Here is a 25,456-nt window from a genome sequence, read left to right as displayed (position 1 = left end):
GACAAGAAGAACCGCCGGGTCCCGGCCCGGCAGCCGGGTTCATTTCTTTATTGAGCGATAAAGAAACGAACCAAAGAAACCGCTCCCTTGCCGGGGGCTTTTTCGTGCGATCGGGATTGTTTCTGTTCAAGTGTGTTGCCGGGGAGTTTGCCTTGAGGCAAACGCGGTTCGTCGCTGTGGCGGTTGCGGTCGGGGTGCGTTTCAGTGAACGCGGCACCAAAGAGCGACCTCAAGAGCTCCGGGGGTAAGTCAAAATCATCAATGGATTCCCCCTTCGGCTACTTCGGCGAGCTCTTTACAAGATAACTCGGGACAGGCGATCGGAGTCGAAAAGCTGATGGGGACACTTCCCGAAGTTCAGGGGGGTGTCCCCTGATGAAATTCTTTTTGATAGTTCCGCCTGCTCTGCCGGGGGGGCTATGTAGAACCACTGAGTTATGGAATCCGCATGATTCAGGGCTTGTCAGCTCAAGCGTTTTTCTTTTACTTTCTTCTCCTGGGACAATCAATAAAGGTGAGAAGAGGGGAAAGTGTGTTGCGGGAAGATGGTGCAACCTCATGGTTTATTCATCCATGTAATAATGCTATAGTTTGTCAGGAGAAAAACTTGTAATGGATTTGTGTTAGTCATGCTTCTTAGTCAATTCGTCAAAACTGTTTCAATCCCGATTTTGATTCTGGCTCTGTCTCTGTCGGCCGTCCCGGTGCGGTCGGAACAAGCTGCAATAACAGCCACACCGCAAACCCTGTACGTAGTCCCTTTCCTTAACGTCATGATTCCGGAGAATGTATCGGTAAATTTTTTTGATGCATTTATTGATGATTTGATGGAAACCGGCGATGCATACGGACTCAAGGTCCGTATTCTCAAGCAGGGTATCGACACGGTCGATCGGGAGTGGCTGGCACAGCAATATTTTGTAACAGGTGAACTGTTCGATTACCAAGAGGATAGTGGTTGCTGTTCAACCGGGCTTACGGCGGCGGCCAGGATCTATTACTATCAGCCTGGCGTGGTCGCTCCGAAGACCGAAATCCTTGTTCCGGGTGATGTCTTCTTTGATCACGATTTGTCGAATATCGAAAAAGAACAGTATCGTCTCGGCGCCGAAATGGCCACAAGGCTCACCTCCCGACTGTTTGCCAAAATCTTTCCGGCACTATAACTCCGCTGAGTATTATTTTTTCCAAGTTTCCCCTTGACAATCTGCAGAATCTGACTATATTACAGTCATTGTTAGCACTCATTTAGCTCGAGTGCTAACAACAGGTAAAGATGTCTTGATCGCGAGCGGCCAACGACGTCTTTTTGATTTTGTGAATTATCCGCAAATAACTTGAAATCATAGCAAAAGGTCAGAAAGGAGAAGTTAAAAATGAATATCAGACCACTTCAAGATCGTGTCATCGTAGAAAGAATCGAGGAAGAAACCATGACCGCCGGCGGGATTATCATCCCGGACAGCGCCAAGGAGAAGCCGCAGGAAGGCAAGGTTGTTGCTGTTGGCAAGGGCAAGGTGACTGAGGACGGCAAAGTCCTGGCCCTGGACGTCAAGGTTGGCGACAAGGTTCTGTTCGGCAAGTATGCCGGTACTGAAATCAAGGTTGATGGCAAGGAATTACTGATGATGCGTGAGGACGATATCCTCGGCGTTGTCGAATAAAAGATTGTCGAATAAGATTTTATAAATAAGGAGATTTTGAACAATGGCAAAAGATATTAAATTCGGACAGGATGCCCGGGCCCAGATCCAGGCAGGTGTCGACAAGCTGGCCAATGCTGTTAAAGTCACCCTCGGCCCGAAAGGCCGTAACGTTGTGATCGAGAAGTCGTATGGTGCTCCGCTGATCACCAAGGACGGCGTCACCGTTGCCAAGGAGATCGAGCTCGAAGACAGATTTGAAAATATGGGTGCCCAGCTGGTCAAGGAAGTTGCTTCCAAAACTTCTGATGTTGCCGGTGACGGAACCACGACTGCTACCGTTCTTGCCCAGGCTATTTATCGTGAAGGAACCAAGCTGGTGACCGCCGGTCATAACCCGATGGAAATCAAGCGCGGTATCGACAAGGCGGTTGAAACGGCTGTCGAAGCGTTGCAGAAACTTTCCAAACCGATCAAGGATCACACCGAGATCGCCCAGGTCGGAACTATTTCGGCCAATAGTGACGAGACCATCGGCAATATCCTCGCTGAAGCGATGGAGAAGGTTGGTAAGGAAGGGGTTATCACCGTCGAGGAAGCCAAGGCGATGGAAACGTCCCTCGAAACGGTTGAAGGGATGCAGTTCGATCGAGGCTACCTCTCTCCGTACTTCGTCACCGACGCCGAGCGGATGGAAACCGTCATGGAAGACGCCCTGATCCTGATCCACGACAAGAAGATCAGCAACATGAAAGATCTGATCGCTGTTCTTGAGCCGGTTGCCAAACAGGGTCGTCCGCTGGTGATTCTGGCTGAAGACGTTGATGGTGAAGCGCTGGCAACTCTGGTTGTCAACAAGCTGCGTGGTACGCTCAACATTGCTGCTGTCAAGGCACCGGGTTTCGGCGATCGTCGCAAGGCGATGCTCGAAGATATCGCCATTCTGACCGGCGGCAAGGTGATTTCCGAAGAAGTTGGTTTCAACCTCGAAACCGCTACCCTCGACATGCTCGGTTCGGCCAAGCGGATCGTTATCGATAAGGACAACACCACGATCATCGATGGTGCCGGTTCCGATGCCGACATCCAGGGGCGGGTCAAGCAGATCCGTGCCCAGATCGAAGAGACCAGCAGCGACTATGATCGCGAGAAGCTCCAGGAGCGCCTCGCCAAGCTGGTCGGCGGCGTTGCCGTGGTCAAGGTCGGTGCAGCCACCGAGACCGAGATGAAGGAAAAGAAAGCGCGCGTTGAAGATGCCCTGCACGCAACCCGTGCTGCCGTTGAAGAAGGTATCGTCCCGGGTGGTGGTGTGGCCTTGCTCCGTGCCATTGCCGATCTTGAGAAGATTGAGCTCAGCACCGAGCAGCAGTTTGGCGTCAACATCGTCAAGCGTGCCCTCGAAGAGCCGCTGCGCCAGATCGCGGCCAATGCCGGTGTCGAAGGTTCTATCGTTATCAACGCCGTTCTCAACGAGAAGGGTGCCAACGGTTTCAATGCCGCGACCGATACCTACGAAGACCTGATCAAGGCCGGTATCATCGATCCGACCAAGGTTACCCGTTCGGCTCTGCAGAACGCTTCTTCGGTTGCCGGTCTGATGTTGACCACCGAAGCCTGCATTTCGGAGCTTCCGTCGGAAGAACCGGCTATGCCAGCCATGCCAGGCGGCATGGGCGGCGGCATGCCCGGCATGATGTAAGGTTTTGAACCGGTTAAAGGTTCAATAGATAACAGGTAACTAAAAAGCCCTCCGGAAATTCCGGAGGGCTTTTTAGTTTGCAGGGAGAAATCCTGGCGACGCAGGCACTGAGACACCAATAAAAGCAAGAGCCAGGAATCTGTGCACCAAAGATTTTGTTGTTCTTCGTGCCTTGGTGGTAACAGGTTTGTGCCTTTTATTCGATCAGGAGCTTACGTGCATCCTCCTGGCTGGCCGGTGCGACGGTGATCTGCCGGGTTTCCTCTCCGGTGTGCAACAATATTTCAACCGTATTTTCAGCACGGCCTTTGCCGTAGCCGGCAACCAGGGCTGCGGCCGATTTCAGTTCCGCTTCACCGGCATCTCCGGTGACCAGGCCGAGTGGGCCGGAAAAATTGTTGGCCCGCAGGCTGATGTCACCGGGTCGCTGCAGTTCTTTGATGGTTTCGTTGTCGGCCTGTTTGCGGCCGAGAATCAGCTTGGCCTTGTCCGAGAGCCGGAATTGTCGACCGGCCTTGAGCAGTTCAGCATCGACCGGAGTCGCTTCAGGATTGTGTTCAAGAAGATCGCGCAAACGGTTGGAGAATGATTTTTCTGTGAGCAGGCAGCCGCCGCCGGAGGAAGGGTAGTCGACCAGGCCCCACTCTTTAGCGAGGGCTTCCTGGGGCTTGCGCGAGCGGCCCTGGATGTCGAGAAGGCGTTCGCGATCGACCAGGCCCTGTTCTTCCATCGGTGTTGCCGCCAGGCACTTGGCGCTTAACGGCCGGAGGATCCGATCGGGGAATCCGGAATACTTGGCCACCGTTTTCAGGGCAATCGGATTCTGGCTCATCGGTCTTTGGCCGAGGACTTCGCCGGAAAAGAGAAAATCGAACCCTTCGCGATTCATGAACTCGCCAGCCAGGCGAAACATCATGGCGTGGCAGTCGATACACGGATTCAAGTTCTTGCCGTAGCCATATCGCGGATTCTTGATCATTTCGAGGTGAATGTCGCTGATGTCGTGGACGATCAACGGAACCTCCATCTGCTCCGCCGCCTTTTTTGCTCGTCCACTTCCAAAAAAAGGGGTTGCAAATGAGATGCCGGTTACATCAACGCCCTGACGCTTGAGGGTCAGAGCGGCCAGACTGCTGTCAAGTCCGCCCGATAAAAGGCCGAGTGCCTTGCTCATTCTTGGCTCCAGATTATTCATTGTGTGTCAGCACTGTGTCGCAACACTGTGTCAGAGGAACGGGAAAGTACCATGCAAAGCGTCTTATGGCAAGGGGCGCATTGTCGACAAGTGCCCTTGCAATAAGAGATTGGGTCTGCCAGAATGCGTTCTGATAGAAGCGGCGCGGTTATTGCTATAAGTACTCGATCAGATATTTTGTTCAGGAGAAAGAAATGGCTAAAATTAATTCCCTCTTCAAGATGCTGCAGCAGCAGGGTGCGAGTGACCTGCATATCTCAAGTGGTGCGCCGCCGATGTTCCGTCTGCATGGTGAGATGGTTCCGCTCAACTACCCCCCGTTGAGTCATGATCAGGCGAAAAGCCTTTTGTACGAGATTCTGTACGATCATCAGAAGAAGGCCTTTGAGGAAACCAGTGACCTCGACTTTGCCTATGAGCTGAAAGGGGTGGCCCGCTTCCGTGGAAATATCCTGATGACGCATCGTGGCATCGCTGCCGTCTTCCGTATTATCCCGACCGAAATCCTGACGGCTGATCAACTCGGCCTGCCGTTCGGGGTGCGAAAACTGACTCAATTGAAAAAAGGGCTGGTTCTGGTCACCGGTCCGACCGGAAGCGGCAAGTCGACAACTCTTGCTTCGATGATCGATCTCATCAACTCAACCCGCAAGGAACATATCCTGACGATTGAGGATCCACTCGAATTCGTTCATCCCAACAAAAAGTCGCTGGTCAACCAGCGTGAAATTGGCGCCCATTCGGATTCGTTCCAGAATGCCCTTCGCGCGGCACTGCGTGAAGACCCCGATGTTATTCTGGTTGGCGAGATGCGCGACCTCGAAACCATCTCACTGGCTATGACCGCCGCTGAAACCGGACATCTTGTGTTCGGAACCCTGCACACCAACTCGGCAGCTAAAACAATAGACCGGATTATCGATGCGTTTCCGAAGGATGCCCAGGAACAGGTTCGAACGATGCTTGGTGAATCTTTGCGCGGTGTTATCTGCCAACAGTTGCTGAAAACAGCCGACGGCAAGGGACGATGTGCTGCTCTTGAAATCCTGATCGGCAACTCGGCGATCAGCAACCTGATCCGTGAAGGCAAGACCTTCCAGATCCCTTCGATCATGCAGACCGGCAAGGGGGATGGGATGCAGTTGATGGACCAGCATCTTCTCGATCATCTCAAGGCGAAGACAATCACTCCGGATGAAGCATACCGCTGCTGCAATGATAAAAAGCACTTTGAGCAATTCCTGCCAAACAAACCGGGAACTGAAGGCGCCCAGTCGTAAAACTTCAATTGTTTCGGCGCCGCCGTTGGTGGTACCATGGGGTTTCATCCCAACGGACCGGAGACCTCTTTGCAAGATCGTTTTGGTCGGACAATCGAATATCTGCGTCTTTCGGTCACTGACCGGTGTAACCTGCGCTGTCTCTACTGTATGCCCGATGAAGGGGTTGACTCGATCGGCCACAACCGGGTGATGAGCTATGAGGAGATGGGGCGGGTTGCCGCCGCTGCGGTCCGTCTCGGTGTACGTAAAATCAGGGTGACCGGTGGTGAGCCTCTGGTTCGGCGCGGCCTGGTCAATTTTATCCGTACCCTGGCCGATTTGCCCGGCTCGCCGGAGGTCGTTCTGACGACCAACGGTCTGCTTCTGGCCGAACACGCCGGGGCCCTTAAGGCGGCCGGCCTGTCGCGAGTCAATGTCAGTCTCGACACCCTGCATGAAGAGCGTTTTAAGCGAATCACGCGACGTGACGGCCTGATTCAGGTTCTCGCCGGACTTGAAGCGGCCAAAGATGTTGGCTTGACACCGATCAAAGTCAATATGGTACCGATTCGCGGCTTCAATGAGGATGAAATTGCCGATTTTGCCCGCCTGACTCTCAACCGACGCTGCGATGTCCGCTTTATCGAGTTCATGCCGGTCCGTGATGATCTCGGGTTCAATGCCGACCAGCGGATTTCAGAGGATGAAATTCTCGATCAGCTTGAAAAAGTCGGCGAGTTGTTGTCGGTTGAGAATAGTAATGGAGCGTTGGATGGTCCGGCCCGGATGTACCGCTATCCGGACGGCCAGGGACAGATCGGTATTATAACCGCTGTTTCCCGTCATTTTTGCGGATCATGCAACCGCTTGCGGTTAACGGCTGATGGTCGTTTGCGCCCCTGTTTGATGTCGGATGACGAAATTGATCTCCTCGCCGGCCTGCGCAGTGACGCATTCAGTGCCGCCCGTATTGAAGAGCTTCTGCTCGAAGCCGCCAATGCCAAGCCGGCCGGACATCATCTCGAAGCGGGCGAGAAGCCATTGCGCTGCCGGACGATGAAGGATATTGGAGGGTAGGATGGACGTCGAATGTCGCTATGGTTTTGGCAAGAAATCCGAAAGCAGTTTTCAAGAGGTCCTGGCCCGGGTTGAAAAATTGCTGCATAGCTATGGCTTCGAGATCCACAGCCGTATCAATGTCGCCGATATCTTCAGTGGCAAGGATGATCTGCCCTTTAAGCGTTACCTGATTATCGGTGCCTGCCGGCCCGATTTTGCAGAAGAGGCTTTTACGGCCGATCCGAATATCGGACTCCTCCTCCCGTGCAATATTGTCATTTACGAGGATTTCTGCGGCCAGGTGACCATTATGGCAAAGGATCCGGTTCATATGATGGACCTGCTTGAAGATCCCAGAGCTGTCGTTGCCGCAAGCAAGGTCAAGTTTGAGCTCGAGCAGCTTATCGAAGAATTCTGAAAGCCAATCAGGCGAGGTCGTACTGTTTCATTTTGCGCCATAAAGTGGTGCGGCTCAGGCCAAGGTCATGCGCGGCCGCATGTTTCTTCCATCGGTGTTTTTCCAGTGAATAGCGAATCTGCTCCTTCTCGGTGATGCCGTGAACGGTATTTTCCGTTTCCGGTAAGCGAAGAATATCGGCCTGTGCGACCTGCTTCGGCAAAAAGCGTCGTTCAATCCGCTCGGTCGTGCTGGTTACATACGCATGCTCGATTGCATTTTCAAGTTCACGGACATTTCCCGGCCAGTCGTAGCTGATCAGTTGGGCCATGGCCCGGCTTGAGACTTCATTGATTCGTTGGCCGCGGGCATTAAACTTCTGAATGAAAGATTCAATCAGCAACGGGATGTCCTCGCGGCGCTTGCGGAGGGGAGGCAGATTGATCGGAACAACGCAAAGCCGGTAGTACAGATCTTCCCGGAAATCCCCCTGGACAATCATTTCCTTAAGTTCCTTGTTGGTCGCAGCGATAATCCGGACATCGGTTTTGCGGGTCTTGATGCCGCCAACACGTTCAAACTCCTTCTCTTGCAAAACCCGGAGAAGCTTTGCCTGCAGAGCAAGCGAGGTATCGCCGATTTCATCGAGAAAAATAGTGCCGCCGTCGGCCAGTTCGAAGCGGCCCGGTTTGTCTTTAATCGCCCCGGTAAAAGCTCCCTTGTCATGACCGAAGAGCTCGCTTTCGAGCAGGGTTTCAGCGAGTGAGGCGCAGTTGACCTTGACGAACGGGCCGTCCTTGCGGGATGACTGGTAATGGATGGCGCGCGCGAGCAGTTCCTTGCCGGTACCGCTTTCGCCTTCAATCAGGACGGTGGTATCGGTGGCGGCAACGGTACGGACCCGGTCGAAGATCGCACTCATGACCTTGCTCTTGCCGACAAAATCGGAAAAGCTGTAATCCTTGTGCATCTTTGCCTTGAGATCTTCAACCTCGCTCCGATCACGGATGATGCCGATACAGCCGCAGATCTCACCGTTGCTGTCGCGCAGCAGGTCGGAAGAGAGAAAGGCCGGCAGCCGACTGCCATCCTTGCCGGCGAGGGTTGCCGAGCAGTTTTCAATCGGTTTTTCATTTTGTAGCGTCCATTTGAGAGGGCAATCGGTCTCGCAGACACTGGTCCGGAATACGTCGCGGCATTTCTTGCCGAGAACTTCCTCCTCCCGGAAGCCGGTCATTCGCTCGGTGCTGCGGGAGAAGCTGGTAATCCGCATATCAAGGTCGACCGTATAGACACCGTCGGCAATCGAGTTGACCAGGGTTCGGGAACGCTCGATTTCAGTCTTCAGGCGGGCCTGTTTCTGTTCCAGTTCCTCGGTCAGCTTGCGGACTATGGTTGCGTCATGGCAAAGCTCGAGAACACCGATCACATTCCCGGCGTCATCATGCAGTGGGCTCAATTCGATGCAGAGAGCCATATCGCCACAGCCCTGAAGGCATTCGAGGTCGAAAGATTTTTTCCCTTTGCCGCTTTCCACTACCTCGGTAAAGGCGCAGGACCCGCTGCATTGGGCAAAACCGGTGACCTCGCGACAGGATTTTCCGATGGCATCCTTCTCGGTGATGCCGAGAAGGTCGCAGGCGGCCCGGTTCGCCCCTTCAATTTTTTTGTCAATATTGATCAGAAAGGCTGGCTGGTTCAGCTGGTTAAAGAGCCAGTGGTTGTTTGTAAGTTTTGTCGGCATTTTCGTCTCCATCTTTTACTTTAATTTAATTATATAATTAATACAATTATTGTGCCGAATTTGAAACGAAATGTTGCAAATATTGAAAGTCATATAAATTCAGATACTTACTGAATGCTGGTCGGGAGTTGCGTTGTGTTACTGGGCGTCTTGATGGTGAAATAACTGATGGGAATGTGTCAGTTGAAACAAAATGTGTCAATTTTCCGGCACTAGCAATAAAGGGGGCAGACTGTTTTATGATATGACGTAAAACAGTCTGCCCCTTACTTACAGATCGCTTATGCCTATCGCTTGTGACAGCGGTTGCAGTTGCCCTTGGCACTAAATGCCCGCTGGCCGTTGTGGCAGATGCCGCAAAGTTTGCCGGCATAAATCTCGTCCATGGTGATGGTGACCGTACCCTGTTTCATCTTCGGGAAAGTGTTCTTGTTGTGACACTCCTTGCACTTCATCCCGGCACCAGCATGAACCTCGCCGGAAAAGGTGACATTGCCCATGCTGCTCTTGTCGAAATCCAGCGATTTACTGGCCGGAACAGCCATGGCCATAGAAGCGGCGACAAGCACGAGAACTACGGATAGCAGAATTGATTTCATTAACTTCCTCCTTGGGATGTGATTTCTCGGACATTTCATTATATTAAGGGATCATTATAATTCAAGATCCTATTCATTTCATCGTTTTGGTGAGAGCGGCGCTGAGCAGGGTGAGGATATGAACCGCTCTTTGCCCTTGACCGGCATGATTAATCGAGTCCTGAAGTTGCATGATACAACCGGGACAATCGGTCGCGACCAGCTCGGCATCACTCTGTTTAATATTGTCAGCTTTTTTGGCGCCGATCTTCTGGCTTGTTTCATAATGGTAGACCGAATAGGTACCGCCGAGGCCACAACAGGTGCCGGCATCGGTCATCTCGACATAAGATACCTGCGGTAGCGCCTTGAGAATCTCCCGCGGTTCTCTGGTAATTCCGCGGGTGCGCAAATGGCAGGGGTCGTGGTAGGTAACCCGGACAGGATTGTCGTCTTTGGGTAGTTTTTCCAGCTTTTCGGCCAGGCCGTGCTTGACGAGAAAGACAAAGATATCTTCGACCTTATCGGCCATATTTTCAAAATCGGCACCCAGCTCGGCATAAATTTTACCGAGGCCGGCGTTGCAGGAAGCGCAGGCGGTTACGATCACGTCGGTCGAATGGCGAGTAAGGGCGGCGAGGTTCTGGTCGGCCAACTGTTCGACCGTGTCACCGGCGCCGGCTGAAACGGCCGGCAAGCCGCAACACCCCTGATCCTTCGGAATAACAATACTGACGCCGATGAAACGCAATGCCTTAAGCATCGCTTCGCCGATCTCCGGGTAAAGATAGTTGATACCGCAACCGGTAAAGAAAGCGATGGTTGGTTTACCCGGCTCCCCTTCGATGAATTCCGGGTGCTGCTCGCGGAATGTTTTGGCCGCAATCGGCGGCAGGGTTCGATCGCGATCGACAAACGGCAACGGAAGGCGCAATCGCAGGCCACTGCTTTCCGGAAGTTTTTTAAATAACAGGTTGCCGAAAGTGCTGGCCGATTTGGCCAGGGTTTTCATCAATCCCTGGTTTTTCAGAACCGTTGAGAGCCCCTTGCCGAAGGTTGAGAGCCCTTTTTGCGAAGCGATCTCGCGGCGGGCCGCGGCGACAATCTCCTCGGTCGGAACCTTGTTCGGGCACTGGTCGCAACAGCTGCCGCAAAGCAGACATTGCGACATGTCGAGCAGCAACTTGTCCTTCATTTCGACATCGCCATCGAGCAGTGACTGCGAGAGGGCGATCTTGCCCCGCGCAACCATGCCTTCATGCTTCTCGGCACCAAATACCGGGCAGTGGGCGCGGCAGGCACCGCACTTGACGCACTGCCGGATCTCGTCACTGTACTCTTCAAGTTTTTTCAGTTTGGCTTTTGCCATAATTATCAATCTTACAGGTTTAAATCCCTGAAGTCTTTTTGCCACTAAGGCACGAAGTCACTAAGAAAAGACAAGAAATTCCAGGTTAGGACTTAACCAAGAAAATCGGTTTTTTGTTTTCTTCGTGCCCTGGTGGCTTCGTGGCTGTTGATTCGAAGTCCCTGAAACTCAATCGAGGAAAATCTTTCCCGGATTGAGGATATTGTTCGGGTCGAGGGCCTTTTTGATGGTCTTCATGTAGTCGGCGACCGAACCGGAAAGCTCCAGCGGGATGTAGGGAGCCTTCATGATGCCGACACCGTGTTCGCCGCTCATAGTGCCGCCAAGTTCAAGAGCGGCCTTGAACACCGCCCCGATCGCCTGTTCGGCCTTTTCCTCTTCGCCCGGCTGCTGGCGATCGATCATGATGTTGACGTGAATGTTGCCATCGCCGGCATGCCCGAAGTTGACGATCGGGATGTTGAACTCCGAGGCGATTGCTTCGACCTTGCGGATCATTTCCGGAACCTTGCTGCGCGGCACGCAGATATCCTCATTGTATTTATCGGGATTGACCTTGCGCAGCGATGCCGACACCGAGCGGCGGATCTGCCAGAGCGCTTCGCTCTCGGCGGCGGTCTCGGCGATGCGGGTCTCAACGACGCCGAGCGGCTGAACAATCTCACCAATCCGTTTTACCTGGCGTTCGATAACGTCTATTTCACCATCAACCTCGATAATCAAAACCGCTTTCGCCTGTTCCGGAACTTCGAGATCGGTTGCCTGACGCACGCAATCAATCGTTGCGGCATCCATGAATTCAAGAGTCGTCGGGATGATTTTACCGCGAATTATGTCGGAGACCGCCCGGGCGGCGCCGTCGATCGAATCGAACAGTACCAGCATGGTTTTTTTCGCTTCCGGCAGCGGCAGGAGCTTGATGATGATACGGGTGATAATACCGAGAGTCCCCTCCGAGCCGCAGAGCAGCTTGGTCAGATCATATCCGACGACCCCTTTCATGGTCGGGCCGCCGGTGGTAATGATCTCCCCGGTCGGGGTCACGACTTCGAGACCGAGAATAAAGTCCTTGGTCACTCCATACTTGACGCAACGCGGGCCGCCGGCGCATTCGGCGACGTTGCCGCCGAGGGTCGAAAATTTGAGGGAGGCCGGATCGGGCGGATAGAAAAGGCCGCGCTTCTCGACCTCCTTCTGGAACTGTCCGGTGACAACTCCCGGTTCGACCGTGGCGACCAGGTTCTCTTCATCAATCTCGATAATCCGGTCGAGCCGGGTTGTTACCAGGACAATGCCGGCGGCGGTCGGTAGCGAGCCACCGGTGAAACCGCTACCGGCTCCACGCGGGAAAACCGGAATCGATTGTTCATTGGCCAGACGCATAATCCGGGCGATCTCTTCGGCTGAGCCGGCATGGACCACGACCTCAGGAAGGTACTGCTTCTGGGTCGCATCGTAGGAATAGCAGATCAGGTCGGCCCTGTCGGTAGAAACGTGATCCGTGCCGACAATCTTTTCGAGTTCTTTTATGACATTTGCATTAACCATGATTTCAGCCTGTAGAATTCCTGTGCATAAAAAGAGTAGACAGAACCCAGAATGCAGAAGGAGCAAAACCCGGTTCACGCAAGGCCCTTCTGACTGCTGTCTACTGTATTCTGTTTTCTATCTTTTAATGACCGGCAACACCGTACCGCCATCCGGAATGACGACCACTTCGGCCTCAGGCGGAACCTTTTCATACGCCATCGTCAGCGCTTCGTCAAGGGTTCCGGCTTTCTCCATGCCCATCTGCCCGGTCTCCTCCCGACTCAAGCTGCTGACGAGAATCACCCGAAAGCGTCGGGCTTTCTCCAGCGTCGCATGTGCTGTCTGGCCGTTTATTTCGTAATCCCGGCGCAACGCCGCCTCGAAATCAGCAAGATCCTGATAGAGGAACCAGTCGAAGAAGGTCGGGTTGCCAAAACCGTCCGGGCATTCGGCCAACAGGATTATGGTGCCGCCCGGGTTGAGAGCACGGACCCCGTAATCGAGAGCCTTATGGCTCTGGATGAAATTGATATCCTTGGGATGCCCACCGCAGGAGACTATCGCCAGATCGGCGCCGCTTGCCAGTTCTATGGTATAGAGTTCGCGGGCCGCATCACAGGCTTCCAGATGCGCTTTATTGAGATCACCTGCGTAGGCACCGATAACTTTTTTATCGGGAGAGAGAACTGTGTTGAAAAGAAAATCCGGTTTCAGGATGCTGGCCGCTTCGAGAATCGCTTCGTGAATCGGGTTTCCTTCGAGATTGGCCGGCCTGGCCGCCGGATGCTTGCCGCCGATTTCCGGCGGGTTAAATATCGCAAAATGGGTTGCCATGCAGGTAGTCCGGCTGGCGACCCCGGGGACCAGGCTTTTGCGGCCGCCGCCGAAACCGGCAAAATAGTGAAGCCCAACAGTGCCGGTGACAATGATACGATCAGCGGCGGCAACCGTCCGGTTGATCTCTACCGGCAGCCCGCTTGAGGTTGTACCGATGTCGGCCAAACTCGACGGGTCATCGCATTCGTGATCAGAAACCCGGATGCGTCCGAACAGCGGGCCAAGTATTTTACGATGCTCATCTTCGGTCTGCTTGCGGTGAATCCCGAGTGCAATGATGATTTCGATGTCAGCATCCGGAATACCGGCGGCGTTGAGCCGTTCAACAAGAACCGGCAGGTAAATTTCGCTGGCGGTGTAGCGGGTGATATCAGAGGTGACGATAACGACCTGTTCACCTGCCTTGACTATCTCCTCCAGCCGGGACGTGCCGATCGGATTGTCAAGCGCCATATGCACCAACTTTTCCGGATCAGTGAGAAGAGCTTGCGGTACGGAGAGAGCAACAGCCTGGTCGATCGCGAATGTAAGCGTCTCGGTACCATATTTAAGGGTGTGCTTCGTCAAATCATGACCTCTCAGGTTGACTTTTAATTGTACACCGATTATTTACTCAGTAGCAACAGGCCGATAAGATAAAAACAGCCACCGGAATATGGCCGGCGGCTGCTGATATTTTATCGTTATTTTGAATTAATCAATACAGAGCAGGTTTCGGCCATCGGCTTTCGCCCGGTAAAGGCGTTCATCGGCTTTTTCGAGCAACGAAGAACCGTTTTCACCATCTTCTTTGAAAGTCGCAACCCCGAGGGAGATTGTCAATTTGCCTTTCGGCTGACTCTCTTCTCCACTGAAGGGGTGTTGCTCAATCAGCTTGCGGATTTCTTCTCCGACCTCCGCGGCAAAATCCTTGTTCGCTTCCGGCAGCAGAAGAATAAACTCTTCACCGCCGTAGCGTGCGAGAATATCGGAAGCGCGGAGACGGCTGCTGATCAGATCGCTGATACTCTTGAGCGCATTGTCGCCCTCGGGATGACCGTTGGTATCATTGTATTGCTTGAAATTGTCAACGTCGATAAAAATTACGGAGAATATTCGTTCGTGCCGCTTGCAGCGTAGAACCTCGACCGTCAATGCTTCCTGGAAATAGCGATGGTTGTAGAGACCGGTCAGTCCGTCGCGCACAGCCAGTTCCTTGAGCGCCTTGTTGGCGGAAACAAGCTGTTCGTTTTTATTTTGAAGTTCGCCAACCAGCCGCCGGTTTTCTTCAACCAGTCCGGACTTTTCAATCGCTCTCCCGGCGACGTTGGAAATCATATCAAGCTCGGAGAACGGCTTGACCAGGTAGTCATAGGCTCCGGCCCGCAAGGCAGTGATTGCCGTGTCGAGAGATGCATGACTGGTGATGACGATGACCTGAGTTTGCGGCTGGATCTCCTTGATTTTTTGCAGGAGTTCGAGACCATTGAGATCGCCCATGACGATATCGGTGAACACGATCGGAAACGGGTTTTGCTGAAACAGCTCAAGTGCTTCTTCACCGCTGGCGGCCACCGTGACGTCATACCCGTCATCTGTCAGCACCTGCGATAGGATGATGCGCAGGGACTGTTCATCGTCGACAACGAGAATTCTGCAGGTTGTCTCTTCTGTTGTCATATCGCCTCCCTTATTACCACTTCAATCGTTATGCTCGCGTTGATCTCTAGTGAAGCGTTCCGTTTCCGGATCCGGAAACGGATCCGGTGTCTGTTGACCGTTTGGTCGCCAGATCGAACAGCTTATCCTTGTTGTCACCATCATCCGGGAAGGATGCGATCCCGACCTGCAGCAGATCGGCTATTTCGATCTCCTCACCCAGCACCACCTGAGTGACTTCATCACAGAGCTGGATCAGGCTCTCGGCAACCAGCAAGGCCCCCGCCTTTCCGGTTTCCGGCAGGATGATACTCAATACATTATCATCGTATCGGGCGACAATATCCGATTTGCGCAGGCGATCCTGAATTGTTTTACTCCAGTTGGGCAGGGCCGTGTCGATGGCTCGAACCTGAAACTGATCGCCGCTGATCTGGATGCTCGGGTTCAATAGGACGACAACGATCGAGAACTGCCGATTGTTTCTGCTCGAACGGTGTATCTCGGATTTGAACGCTTCGTCGAAATAAGAAGGGTTGTGGAATCCGGTCTGCTGATCCCTGGTGCTGGTTGTCAGGTTATGATTAACGTTCTCAAGATAATCAATCTTGCTCTTCAGTTCGGAAATTTTCGACTGAAGTTCGATCTTCTCTCTTATTTTTTCTGCCGCTCTGTTGACCGTTTCAACCAATGACCCTAGATCCTCTCCGGTTTTCACCAGGTAATCGAGAGCGCCATGATTCATTGCGCCGATCACCGATTCGAGAGAGGGGTAACTGGTCAGGGCAATGACCTCGCAATCTAAATTGTCAAACTTGAATTTCTCGAGGAGTTCAAGTCCGTCCATGCCGATCAGAACGAGGTCGACGATAATAATCGGCGTGGCATATTTCCGGAAAAGAGACAAGGCATCGCTGGCCGTTTCCGCTGCGATGGTCGAATAGCCCTCATTTTCCAACAACTGGCAAATGGTATTCCGGGTATGATCATTGTTATCGGCGACCAGAATCTGCATCGGCTCGTTCCTTGGTGACGTAAATCTGAAAAACTATCGAAGTATGGTCGAGATTACCGTTAAAGTCAACTTTTCGCCGCCCCGATGGGGGGGATCACGATAGTGAAGGTCGCACCTTCCCCGGGCTTGCTGTTGACAGTGATCGTCCCATTATGCTCCTTGATGATGCCATAGCTGACCGAAAGCCCGAGACCTGTCCCCTCGCCGGATGGTTTTGTCGAGAAGAAGGGGTCAAATATTTTCTCCAGTATGTCGGGAGGAATACCGGGGCCGTCATCGACGACCTCAACCTTGATGTTGCCGTTACCACCTTCCATGGAGAGTACGGTTACGGAACCGGGACTCCCCTTCATTGCCTGCTGGGCATTTATCATCAGGTTCATAAATACCTGTTGCAGCTGGTTGGCATTCCCCTCAATCCGCGGCAGGTTCTCATTAATCTTCTTGACGAGTTTAACCTGATTGATGCTGAGTTGATGCTCAACGATAGCGGTCGCGTCGGCAATAACCTTGTTGATGTCGACCACATCAAAAGCGACCTCCTCCTTCCGGGCAAACTTAAGGAGATTTTCCATGATCATCTGACAGCGCTTGGTCTCTTTTTCAATCAGTGAAATGTTTTGATGAATCGGTGATTCCTCATCGATTTTACGGAGCGAAAGTTGGGCCAGGCCGAGAATGCCGGCCAGTGGATTCTTGACTTCGTGGGCAATTCCGGCCCCGAGTTGTCCGAATGCTGACATTTTCTCCGACTGGATCAGTGCGGCCTGGGTTTTCTTGAGAGATTTTTCGCGGTCATCGAGTTCGGTAGCCATGGTGTTGAACGACTGAGCCAGATCGCCGATCTCATCGCGTGAAGATTTTTCGATACTGACATTAAATTGCCCCTTGCCGAGTTCCCGGGTCGCATGCGAGAGTTTTTCAAGCGGCCGGGTAATCAGGCGTGACCAGACAATGCTGAGCAATGCTGAAAAAATCAGCAGGGCGAGCGAGAGAATCAGCATGTTGGTGACCAGCTCACGGGCGGTCAGGTAGGCTGCCGATTTCGGAACCTGTGAAATAGCAATCAGGTTGCCGACCCGGATCGGAGCGAAGCCACCGATGTAATCGTCGTTCAGATAACGGAATTCGCGAACCGAGCCCATCTGATCGCCACTGAAGATCGTGTTCACATCGAATGGCAGGTCATAGCGTTGTTTCATCGCAACCCGGGCCGGATCAGGGTGGGCGAGGAGGGTGCCGTCGGCGGTCATGATGAAGGTATCAAAAACCTGCGACTGGCGGCTGAGCTGCGAGAGCCGGTCGAGCAGGATTCGCGCCGAAACAATCGTCCGTTCACGGTCGTCCTGGTCGGGATTTGCAATCGCCATGGTGAAAACCGGTAGCTGTTCAATCTGGGTTGAATTTTCGATGAAAATTCGGCCGGAGAGGATTTGCTCTCGCGGCAAAGGGTTTTGCCGGCGATAACGATCAATATCCGCGGCTGTCAATCCCCATTTTTCAAGCATGCTGGCGTCAAAAACGGTGACCGGTTCGCGGCCATTCTGGTAAAGCGTAATCGAAATGAAATCTTCAAAATCGACAAATGTTTTCTGCAAAAGGGTCTGCCTGCTGCGTGACGGGATACTGCGGTCGAGCATCAGTCGGGTAAAGACCTGGAGCCGTTCCTGGTAGCTGACAAGAAGGGTTTCCACTTTTGACGCAGCGTTCAGCGAAGTTGTCGATGTCAGGTCGTGAATGTAGGCCGTCTTGTCCTTATGGAAAAGATTGGCCATGATAAAGGTGATCATGCTGACGACAACCGTGATGACGACCAGCAGGGTCAGCAGAATCTTGAACCGGATCGGGAATCTAATTTTCTCTAACATAGGCATATCCAGAATAATATGATTTTAGCCGATTGTCATGCCCTCAGTATTTGCCATGAACCAGTTGTGATTGATAGCTTATATTGCCGGCCGGGTCGACCGCTTCGACCACGACAATGTTGATCCCCCGGTTGAGTGCCAGCTGGTGTCGGAAGCGGCCATCGGAACCGGGAGTTATTTCAGTCCCCGAGATGAAAATGGTCGCATCCGGTTCGGTCACTCCCGTGATCTCGGACGTTTTCAGGGAAACCGTCTCCGCCGGGAACTGAACCTCCAGTTTTGGCGGCGTCTGGTCCTGATGCAGATAGAAACGTCGAACTGCGGAAAAGCTTCCCTCGCCGGCATTATTGATCGAACTGACCTTCCAGAAATACTCGCCGGCCCGTAAGTTGCCGTGGACGAACTCAGGTTGCCGCAACGACTGGTCGATCAATATCTCCGTGAAGTCCGCATTCCTGGCCAGCAGGAGATGATAACCCGATACCTCCGTTTGGCGCTGCCAGGTCAGCCTGACACGCGGCGGCAGGGAGCGGTAAGGAAATGATGCCTCCTCTACCGGTGACTTGAGGCGGACCGGGTCGGGCAGGGTCACCGGTTCGGTCGGTGCCAGGTCACCCTCAATCCGCGTGACCTGGTTTTTACCGACAGTAACGGTTTCGCCCCGGGCTTCGACTTCACCGCTTCCGGAATAAATCGTCACGGCCGAGGCCGTATCCTCGTTGACATCAATTTTGAATTCGATGCCCTCCCGGTCCTCCGGGTTCGACTGTAACCGGGCCACGGCATTCGGTGTGGTGACTTCAAGATAGACGTTGCCTGCATCGTCGCCGCCGAGCCGACCGCGCAGCTGGCCGTCGACAACGACCATGAACGAACGTTTCTCCTTGAACAGCAGGTCTTTCTCCATTCGCCGGATGACGATCAGCGAATTGCTGCCGAGATCGATGACATTATTGTCGTCAAACTTGATCACGGCTGACGACTGATCAAGGGTTTGCACGGCATCGAGATTACTCAGCTGCATGCCCTGCTGCGCGTTCCTCCAGGCAATGGCGTTCGCTTTTTTGCTTTTGACCGAGTTTCTGACCAATTCGAGAGTCGCGGCCCAGTCGTTGTCGCCAGAAAGGGAATCGGCATGGTCGCCTCTGGCAACCAGCAGTTCAGCCGGTTCAGCCCTGTCCAGACCGGCGCGCTCGGTTGGCGTCCGGAAAATAAAAGTCAGGCCGCTTCCCTCGGGAAAGATCGCATTGAAAACCATAATCAGAACGAAAAAGGAGACCAGCACCAGGGCAATCGCCACGATTCCCTCGAACAGACGGTTCAGGATATTTCGTTTATTGAAATCCTTCATCAATACATTCCCTGTGCTCTGATAAACCAGCCCTCGACAGAATAATCATTGAGCGCGCGCTCGTCGTCAGAAAAGTCGGTAAAGTTGTAACCGACACCGAGACGGAAATGACGCTGTGGTCGCCACCCGATCTCCGACAACCACCCCTGCTTGCGGGTCGAGGTCGATTCTTCCGCCAGCATCCGGTATTCGAGGCCGAGATCGAATTGCTTTTGCAACCGGACGTTCAGCCGATGGATGGAGAGCCAGGCCCGGCTATCAAAAATGCCGTTTTCGCCATCCTCCTCTTTCCAGCGTATGGCCTCCTTTTCGACCCACTCAAGTGTCCGGTTGAGTTGCAGCGACCATTCGATTGCCGCAGTTTCCAGGGTTGTAGTCGTCAGGCTTGGGCCACCGACCGTCACTGGTTGTTCGTCGACGAGTCGGGTCAGCCGGGCCAGAGCATTGAACCGGTCGCTTTTGACCGGCCGCCAGGCGAGACCGAGGCTGACCTCTTCGAAACCGGCTTCGTTATAGCCGGAAGAGCGGTTTTCGGTCTCGCTGAATCGGTAGAGTCCGAGCAGGGTCAGGTTCCGGCTCAGACTCCCCTCGGCCCGGTTTATCGTCAGGAACTGGCGGCGATCAATAGCGCCGGTTTCGTTTCTGATCTCGTTTCGTGAGCTGAACCTGAACGCTTCGCGCCGGGTGTAACTGAAACCGGAAACCAGGGTTGTTCTTTTATTGCTCGATAATCCACTGCCTGTATCGCTGAGTTCTCCACCCAGGTAAAGATGAAGTCCCGGCTGGATATCCCAGCCCTTTTCGGCCCCGACAATCGACAGGTGCTGGTAGCTCTCTTTGGTGCGGACCCACTGATATTCGCTGTAAAGCTTGCCGAAAGTCGAAGATGTCTGCTCTCCGCCAATAACCGTGGTCTGACTTCGTTGCGATCGGGTCTCGTTCAGGCGCTGGGTCAGGTAGACGCGGTTGTTGCCAAGATTGAGGCTGACTCCGCCTTCGACGGCCTGGCCCAAAGTACCATCGGTGGCACTGACATGCAGCGTCGACCAGGAGTTGAGCCGGAGGTCGATGCCGAGCGAGGTCTGGTTATTGTCGATGCCGGAGAGGGTCTGCTGCTGCTCAATCCAGGCCATGAGCCCCTGTCCGTTCTCGTATTCGAGCCGCACGGTCGCAAACTGGTCGTCGATTTCTTCGCCGCCGACTGTTTCGCTGCGGTTCTTCTGGTATTCGCCGATCAGGCTCCAGCGGCCGTGGCGATGTTGCCACTGCAGGGTCGCCGAATCGAGCTCTTCGATTTCGGTCGCCAGAGCGACTTCGCGTGTTTCGATATCATAGCGGGCCGACAAGGTATCGGCATCGGTCGGCCGCAAGCGGAGCAGGAGCCCATCCTTGACCGTCCCCTCCTCTCTGTTTTGGCCGGCGGTATGGAAGCCTTTTTCAACTTCCTTGTGGTAGAGGCTGACCTGGTATCGTTTCGGACGGCTGATCCATTCGCCGATATCGATTTCAAGGGATGTTTTCCAGGCGCCGCCTTTATCGTCGGCCGCCCGGGGGACCGGACTGAAGGTGAGGCCGCCGTTGTGACTGACGTTGACCGTCGCTTCGGCCCCTTCGCTTTCGGCGTATTCAGCGAGCAGGCGGGTCGCTGCGCCGAGCCGGACTTCGGTGTCGAAACCCCAGAGCCGGTATTCGCTGCTTTCAAGTTCATCCTGAACATATGTTCCGCCGACGGCGATATGATCACCAATCTGTTGGCGTACGCGGCCGCCGGCCGCACTCTTCTCGAACGAGTCAACCCGGGCTTCGTAATCAATCTCGATGATGACCGGATTGCCGGCAAGTATTGAACTGTCGGTGAGGCGTTCATCCGGCTGCACCGATGAAATCGGTCGACGGAACAGCAGTCGTCCTTCCGGATACTTGATGTCGTAGTCGATACCTTCCTCCTGCGGCAGGCTGGCGAGGCGCAGGCCGGTCAGTTTGTCGCGAACGCTGATCGACACCTGCTCGCTCCCTTCGATCACATCCTTACGGCTGAGATAATAGAGTGAGCCGCCGGTGGCATCGACCTCATCCCGGATATGAACCTGCTTGATCTCGGCGGCGAACAGTTCTACCGAACTGTTGTCGGCACCGTAGGAACTCTTTTTGGCGGAACGGTAGACGGCGTGCCCGCCGTACAGTGTGCGACGGTAGGTGGCAAGCTCTCCCCCGGCAAGGTCGATCCGGTAGTTGCCGAGCAGGAGTTCGAGCTCGTCGCTCTCGAGGGCAAGGTAGAGCTTGCCCTGGCTTTCGGTATCGTAAACAATCTGGCTCGAATCGCCGTAGACCGGATAAAGGCGATCCGGGTCGATGTTGGTGAGCAACCGGTCATTTTCGGTTTCGTCGAGTTCGCTGAACATCTCGTCGAGTTCGCTTCGGCCGGTATCGAGGGCCGCGGTCAGGAGGTAGCGGCCCGATATCGTCCCTTTCAGGTAAAGGGCGATTCGACCCTCGGTCATGACCTCACTGGCACTGTCGACGCCGGCGTTGTCTATATTGCCGGAAGCCTTGATCTGGCTGACCTTGCCGTCGGCAAAAGCAAGGAAGAAGAGGCGGCTGTCAGAAACCTCGGCGATCCTTTCGATCCTGCCATAGTTTCCTTCCGGACTGGTGACCTCGATCCGGATCGGGGTTTTGCCGGTTGCCAGGTTAAGGATCTTCGAGAAGTGTCCGTCCGGCTGCAGGGTGATCTCCTCGTCGTTGATCCGGACCCGGTTGCCGATTGATGTTTCCCCGCTTATGGCAAAAACATTGCTGTTCAGCGGCCGGTCGGTCGGTGGCATCTGAACCGCAAGGTAGGGAACCGGCTCGGCGAAGATGATATGGCCGCCCGCTTCGGTCCTGGTCGCAACCGTGATGTCGAGGCCGGCCAGACGGGTAAAACCGGCCTGGTTGCGGACCAGGACCTCGACCGTATTGGCGCCTTCGCGCAGCGAGAGGGGCAGGCTGAAACGGCCGTCTTCGTCGAGCGCCAGTTTCCGGCCGGCGTAAAGAACCTTGTTGCCCGGTGCGGTTCGGCCGATGAATCGCGTTTCAATGATGGTGCCGCTGCCGTCAAGGGCGGCTTCGGGTTCGTTCTCCGCGGTGCGAATATGGTCTTCGTTCAGCCCGAACGGCAGGATTCGGGTGCCGCGCGGTGCCAGGATTTCACAGTTTGGCACCTCGAGGCTGGTCTGCAGGGTCGCTCCCTGGGCATCGATCATGGTGATCTCGAGCGAGCCGCTGCCGGCATCATCGACCTTCAGGTGGAAGCGGCCATCGTCGTTCGGTGTCTGGTCGGCATTGTTGATGGCGACCAGCGGCCTGGTGTGATACTGATCGAGCAGCTGGGCCCGTTCAACTTTCCGGTATTCACCATTAATCTCGACCCGGCGGTTCAGTTCGCGCCCCTCCTCGATTGAGTTGCTGGCAAACGGCTGCGTTTCACCATACCAGCGGACGACAAACCGATCCGGCGGCAGAGCCCCGGTTTCGGTCAGATAGGCAAGGGCCGCCTCGGCCCGTTGCTTCGACAATCGCATGTTGAGAGTAGAGCTGCCGGTCGAGTCGGTGTGCCCTTCGATAATGATCTTCTCATGCGGATGCCGCCGCAGGATCCGGATCGCTTCATCAAGCGCTTTCTTGGCGGCATCGCTCAATTCGGTTGAACCGGTAATAAAGGCGCCTCCGGTCAGGTTCATGGCGATAGCCGAGGTCCGGTCGACCCCGAACAGGCGACGCGGGCTCAGGGCCCGGGTGCCATCGGCATAATCGGTCGCCAACTGGTACTGGTAAATGCTTCCGGCCGACAAAAGCTCACCCGACTGCAGGCGGCCATCCCAGGTGATCGGCTCGATCGGACCGGTGCCGGTGAACTTTTTGACCGGGCTGTCGCTGCTGTCGAGAATGGTCAGCTGCCATTTCTCCGGTGGCTGCTTGCTGCGCGGCGCAGCGAGGAAGAGGATCGGCTCCTTGAGTTGGTTGCCGACAATATTCACCACCTCTTCCAGCTCGTTGTGGCGCAGATGGATGTCGCTGCTTGGCAAGCGTAATGGCTGACCGTTGAGCAGTAGCATCTGGTTGTCAACCGATCCGTAGATGTCGACCGGCCGGGCTCCGCCGGACGACTCCATCCGCATGCCGTATTCAACCGGACTGCCGATCCGTTCATTCTGGTATTCGTAAATAACTCCGAAGTTGACCTTGGCCAGCAAGCCGGGGGTGATATCGGCGAGCGCCGTTTCTCCGGTGGTCGTTGTCGCGCCGTTGCCGAGGCCGAGCAGGTTGATCTTGAGCAGGCGCTGGCCCGGCTCGATCGCCGGAAAGTGGTAGCGACCGTCCGGGTCGGTCAGCACGTAGGTACCGTCGTCGAGGGCAACCATCGCTCCGGCGACACCCGGCTCGTCCCGATCCTGCCAGCCGTCCCGGTCCTTGTCCTCGAAAACCTTGCCGATAATCGTACCGAGATCGAACAGCGGATCGAGGGTGACTTCGACTTCGGCCTCGGCGCGGTTGGAGACGGCACATTCGACGCAGACATCCCGGGCGTAGGCGCTGTTGGTGTAGCTGCCGGGGCTGGCCCCGGCGGTGACCGCCAGTTGGTAGCTGAAGCGGTGATACCCCGGCTCACCCGGGTCGGCGGTGCCGTTGGCGTTGCTGTCAACCAGAGCCGGGACTGTGCCGATCGGGAAGCTCAGGGTCCGGTTCCCGCCCGGGTCAGGGATCGGGTTGCCGTCCATGGTCGCGCTGCCGGGCCGGTAGGAGAAGTTCGGCGGCAGATGGTCGGAGAGGCTGACCAGTTCGACCGGGTTGGTCGTCGTGTTTCTGACCTCGACCGTGTAGGTGATGACATCGCCGATCGAGGCCGTACTTCGGTCCGCCGTTTTGCGGACATCGAGGACCTGTCCCTGGGTGAAATAGACATCGACCCCCTGGTTGAACGGGATGCCGCCGCTGCTGGCGGTCACCGTGGCGATGCCGGGGCTTGCCGAGCTGATACTGCCGAAGGCTTGGCCATTGAGATCGGTATTTCCGGGCTGGACCAGGTTGCCGAGGGTGGTTGCCAGGTTAACACTTTCGCCACTGATCGGCAGACCGGCGGTATCGAGCAGGGTGGCGGTGAGATTGCTGGCGGCGATATCGTCGGCAAGGACGATGACCGGATCGGCGGTCAGGGTCGATGCTGCCGGATCGACGCCGTCCGAGAAGGTGATGTCAAGGCTGTTGTTGTTGGTCGTGATGCCGTCCGCATCACCGGGCAGGGCATTTTGTGCCGGGGCAGCAGTCGGTATATCGTCGACGCTCACGGCAAAAGATGAACTGCCCGCTGAAGCGGGGGTATCGGCGGTGAAGGAGATCGTGACGATCTCACCGCTTTGGCTGCTGGCAATCTTGTTGCCGAAGGTGATGGTCAGGTCGTTGCCGCTGAGGGCTGCACAGAAGCTGTTGCCGGATGGGTTCGGACAGCTGCCGGCCGGGATTGCGGTGGCGCCGACGGTGACCGCTCCGGGGCTGATGTTGCTGAAAGCGGCCGGGATCGACACGATAACCTGGTTGAAGCCGGTGTTGGTTGCGCCCATGGTCGGATTCAGCGCAACGGTCAATGTCGTATTGGAATTGGTCGTCACGGCACCCGGATTGACTTCGGCGATGACATCGGTCACAGCCGGTCCGCTGCCGGTCGAATTAAGATTGACCACGGCGTTCGTGTTGTCGAGCGGTACGCCGTTGCAGGTACCGGAGGCGCTGTTCTGGATCGGTGCCGTCAGGCCAGGGGATGGCAGAAGGAGGAGGATTGCCATCAAGAGCATGAGGGCGCCGCGTCGGACGGAGTTATGTCGCCACCGGGCCGTCATCAGTTGACCCTCACGCGGAAGCGGAATGCCTGCAGCGTTCCGGTAGTGATGTCGAGTTGCCCGTTCGGTTGCGTGGTATCGGTACCGATGGTCATCCGATCGCGTTGCCCGTCTACGGGGTTGGCATCGACGACCGAACCGATATCGCCGTCAGGGTTGTCGCTCAGGGGTGTCCAGGTCCCGGACCAGATCGCTGCGTCGGAGCTGCCGGCTGGCACGATGGTCGTCGCCAGGGTTCCGTCGATATAGGTGAATTGAGCCTGGTTGATCTGATCGAGCAGTTCGATATCAAAGGCCGGGCCATCGGTCGGATTGTCGACGTAGAGGACGAACCAGATTTCACTGCCGGAGTTGACGCTTGCGTTGTCGGCAAGAACGTTGCCGGAGAGATCGCG

General features: G+C 55.0%; 19 protein-coding genes. 7 read left to right on the top strand and 12 right to left on the bottom strand.

Annotation, left to right across the window (positions count from 1 at the left end; genetic code table 11):
- The 4 genes from C0623_04910 to groL all read left to right on the top strand — a co-directional run.
- Positions 1-248, top strand: a 248-nt coding sequence (locus C0623_04910; GenBank protein ID PLY01905.1) for a hypothetical protein, incomplete at its 5' end; no start/stop codon positions are given.
- A 381-nt stretch (positions 249-629) separates the two neighbouring features.
- Positions 630-1,166, top strand: coding sequence for a hypothetical protein (locus C0623_04905; GenBank protein PLY01904.1), 537 nt, complete (start codon positions 630-632; stop codon positions 1,164-1,166).
- Between the two features lie 210 nt (positions 1,167-1,376).
- Complete coding sequence (locus C0623_04900; GenBank protein PLY01903.1) at positions 1,377-1,664, top strand: co-chaperone GroES; 288 nt, start codon at positions 1,377-1,379, stop codon at positions 1,662-1,664.
- Between the two features lie 43 nt (positions 1,665-1,707).
- Positions 1,708-3,342 (top strand): chaperonin GroEL, encoded by a 1,635-nt coding sequence (gene groL, locus C0623_04895; GenBank protein ID PLY01902.1) that lies wholly within the window; start codon positions 1,708-1,710, stop codon positions 3,340-3,342.
- 196 nt (positions 3,343-3,538) lie between these two features.
- On the opposite strand, the gene C0623_04890 is transcribed toward groL, so the two are convergent.
- Entirely contained in the window at positions 3,539-4,516 is a 978-nt protein-coding gene (locus C0623_04890; GenBank protein PLY01901.1) for a thiamine biosynthesis protein, read from the bottom strand.
- 215 nt (positions 4,517-4,731) lie between these two features.
- On the opposite strand from C0623_04890, the gene C0623_04885 reads away from it, so the two are divergent.
- Genes C0623_04885 through C0623_04875 form a run of 3 tightly spaced genes read left to right on the top strand, consistent with a single transcriptional unit; the run spans position 4,732 to position 7,276 of the window.
- Entirely contained in the window at positions 4,732-5,817 is a 1,086-nt protein-coding gene (locus tag C0623_04885) for a type IV pili twitching motility protein PilT (GenBank protein ID PLY01900.1), read from the top strand.
- A gap of 36 nt (positions 5,818-5,853) precedes the next feature.
- Positions 5,854-6,876 (top strand): GTP 3',8-cyclase MoaA, encoded by a 1,023-nt coding sequence (gene moaA / locus C0623_04880; protein PLY01899.1) that lies wholly within the window; start codon positions 5,854-5,856, stop codon positions 6,874-6,876.
- Between the two features lies 1 nt (position 6,877).
- The gene (locus tag C0623_04875; protein ID PLY01898.1) at positions 6,878-7,276 is read left to right on the top strand and encodes a hypothetical protein; all 399 of its coding nucleotides are present in this window, start codon (positions 6,878-6,880) and stop codon (positions 7,274-7,276) included.
- A 7-nt stretch (positions 7,277-7,283) separates the two neighbouring features.
- On the opposite strand, the gene C0623_04870 is transcribed toward C0623_04875, so the two are convergent.
- The 11 genes from C0623_04870 to C0623_04820 all read right to left on the bottom strand — a co-directional run.
- On the bottom strand, positions 7,284-9,011 hold the full coding sequence (locus tag C0623_04870) for a Fis family transcriptional regulator (GenBank protein PLY01897.1): 1,728 nt from the start codon (positions 9,009-9,011) through the stop codon (positions 7,284-7,286).
- A 275-nt stretch (positions 9,012-9,286) separates the two neighbouring features.
- The gene (locus C0623_04865) at positions 9,287-9,598 is read right to left on the bottom strand and encodes a cytochrome C (protein ID PLY01896.1); all 312 of its coding nucleotides are present in this window, start codon (positions 9,596-9,598) and stop codon (positions 9,287-9,289) included.
- A 73-nt stretch (positions 9,599-9,671) separates the two neighbouring features.
- Complete coding sequence (locus tag C0623_04860; GenBank protein ID PLY01895.1) at positions 9,672-10,946, bottom strand: (Fe-S)-binding protein; 1,275 nt, start codon at positions 10,944-10,946, stop codon at positions 9,672-9,674.
- A gap of 168 nt (positions 10,947-11,114) precedes the next feature.
- A complete protein-coding gene (locus C0623_04855; protein PLY01894.1) occupies positions 11,115-12,494 on the bottom strand; it encodes a glycolate oxidase subunit GlcD in 1,380 nt (459 codons plus the stop codon).
- A gap of 117 nt (positions 12,495-12,611) precedes the next feature.
- A complete protein-coding gene (locus tag C0623_04850) occupies positions 12,612-13,880 on the bottom strand; it encodes a hypothetical protein (protein PLY01893.1) in 1,269 nt (422 codons plus the stop codon).
- Between the two features lie 126 nt (positions 13,881-14,006).
- Positions 14,007-14,972, bottom strand: a complete 966-nt coding sequence (locus tag C0623_04845; GenBank protein PLY01892.1) for a diguanylate cyclase response regulator — start codon at positions 14,970-14,972, stop codon at positions 14,007-14,009.
- Between the two features lie 46 nt (positions 14,973-15,018).
- On the bottom strand, positions 15,019-15,966 hold the full coding sequence (locus C0623_04840; GenBank protein ID PLY01891.1) for a hypothetical protein: 948 nt from the start codon (positions 15,964-15,966) through the stop codon (positions 15,019-15,021).
- 65 nt (positions 15,967-16,031) lie between these two features.
- A complete protein-coding gene (locus C0623_04835) occupies positions 16,032-17,840 on the bottom strand; it encodes a two-component sensor histidine kinase (GenBank protein PLY01890.1) in 1,809 nt (602 codons plus the stop codon).
- A gap of 37 nt (positions 17,841-17,877) precedes the next feature.
- Complete coding sequence (locus tag C0623_04830; GenBank protein ID PLY01889.1) at positions 17,878-19,185, bottom strand: hypothetical protein; 1,308 nt, start codon at positions 19,183-19,185, stop codon at positions 17,878-17,880.
- A complete protein-coding gene (locus tag C0623_04825; protein PLY01888.1) occupies positions 19,185-25,061 on the bottom strand; it encodes a hypothetical protein in 5,877 nt (1,958 codons plus the stop codon). The genes C0623_04830 and C0623_04825 overlap by 1 nt, the downstream gene beginning before the upstream one ends.
- On the bottom strand, positions 25,061-25,456 hold a 396-nt coding region (locus C0623_04820; GenBank protein ID PLY01887.1), incomplete at its 5' end, for a hypothetical protein. The genes C0623_04820 and C0623_04825, both read right to left, overlap by 1 nt.

This window comes from Desulfuromonas sp., from assembly GCA_002869615.1.
Taxonomy (GTDB): Bacteria; Desulfobacterota; Desulfuromonadia; order Desulfuromonadales; family UBA2294; genus BM707.
Note: the sequence above shows the minus strand (reverse complement) of the source record. Positions and strands in the feature narration are given on the sequence as shown.

Bases quoted from the DNA above. Each gene is read 5' to 3' on its own strand.
- C0623_04830 (PLY01889.1), bottom strand. From the start codon at position 19,185: ATGAAGGATTTCAATAAACGAAATATCCTGAACCGTCTGTTCGAGGGA.
- C0623_04875 (PLY01898.1), top strand. From the start codon at position 6,878: ATGGACGTCGAATGTCGCTATGGTTTTGGCAAGAAATCCGAAAGCAGT.
- moaA (PLY01899.1), top strand. From the start codon at position 5,854: ATGGGGTTTCATCCCAACGGACCGGAGACCTCTTTGCAAGATCGTTTT.
- C0623_04870 (PLY01897.1), bottom strand. From the start codon at position 9,011: ATGGAGACGAAAATGCCGACAAAACTTACAAACAACCACTGGCTCTTT.
- C0623_04845 (PLY01892.1), bottom strand. From the start codon at position 14,972: ATGACAACAGAAGAGACAACCTGCAGAATTCTCGTTGTCGACGATGAA.
- C0623_04855 (PLY01894.1), bottom strand. From the start codon at position 12,494: ATGGTTAATGCAAATGTCATAAAAGAACTCGAAAAGATTGTCGGCACG.
- C0623_04840 (PLY01891.1), bottom strand. From the start codon at position 15,966: ATGCAGATTCTGGTCGCCGATAACAATGATCATACCCGGAATACCATT.
- C0623_04890 (PLY01901.1), bottom strand. From the start codon at position 4,516: ATGAGCAAGGCACTCGGCCTTTTATCGGGCGGACTTGACAGCAGTCTG.
- groL (PLY01902.1), top strand. From the start codon at position 1,708: ATGGCAAAAGATATTAAATTCGGACAGGATGCCCGGGCCCAGATCCAG.
- C0623_04825 (PLY01888.1), bottom strand. From the start codon at position 25,061: ATGACGGCCCGGTGGCGACATAACTCCGTCCGACGCGGCGCCCTCATG.
- C0623_04885 (PLY01900.1), top strand. From the start codon at position 4,732: ATGGCTAAAATTAATTCCCTCTTCAAGATGCTGCAGCAGCAGGGTGCG.
- C0623_04905 (PLY01904.1), top strand. From the start codon at position 630: ATGCTTCTTAGTCAATTCGTCAAAACTGTTTCAATCCCGATTTTGATT.
- C0623_04865 (PLY01896.1), bottom strand. From the start codon at position 9,598: ATGAAATCAATTCTGCTATCCGTAGTTCTCGTGCTTGTCGCCGCTTCT.
- C0623_04900 (PLY01903.1), top strand. From the start codon at position 1,377: ATGAATATCAGACCACTTCAAGATCGTGTCATCGTAGAAAGAATCGAG.
- C0623_04860 (PLY01895.1), bottom strand. From the start codon at position 10,946: ATGGCAAAAGCCAAACTGAAAAAACTTGAAGAGTACAGTGACGAGATC.
- C0623_04835 (PLY01890.1), bottom strand. From the start codon at position 17,840: ATGCCTATGTTAGAGAAAATTAGATTCCCGATCCGGTTCAAGATTCTG.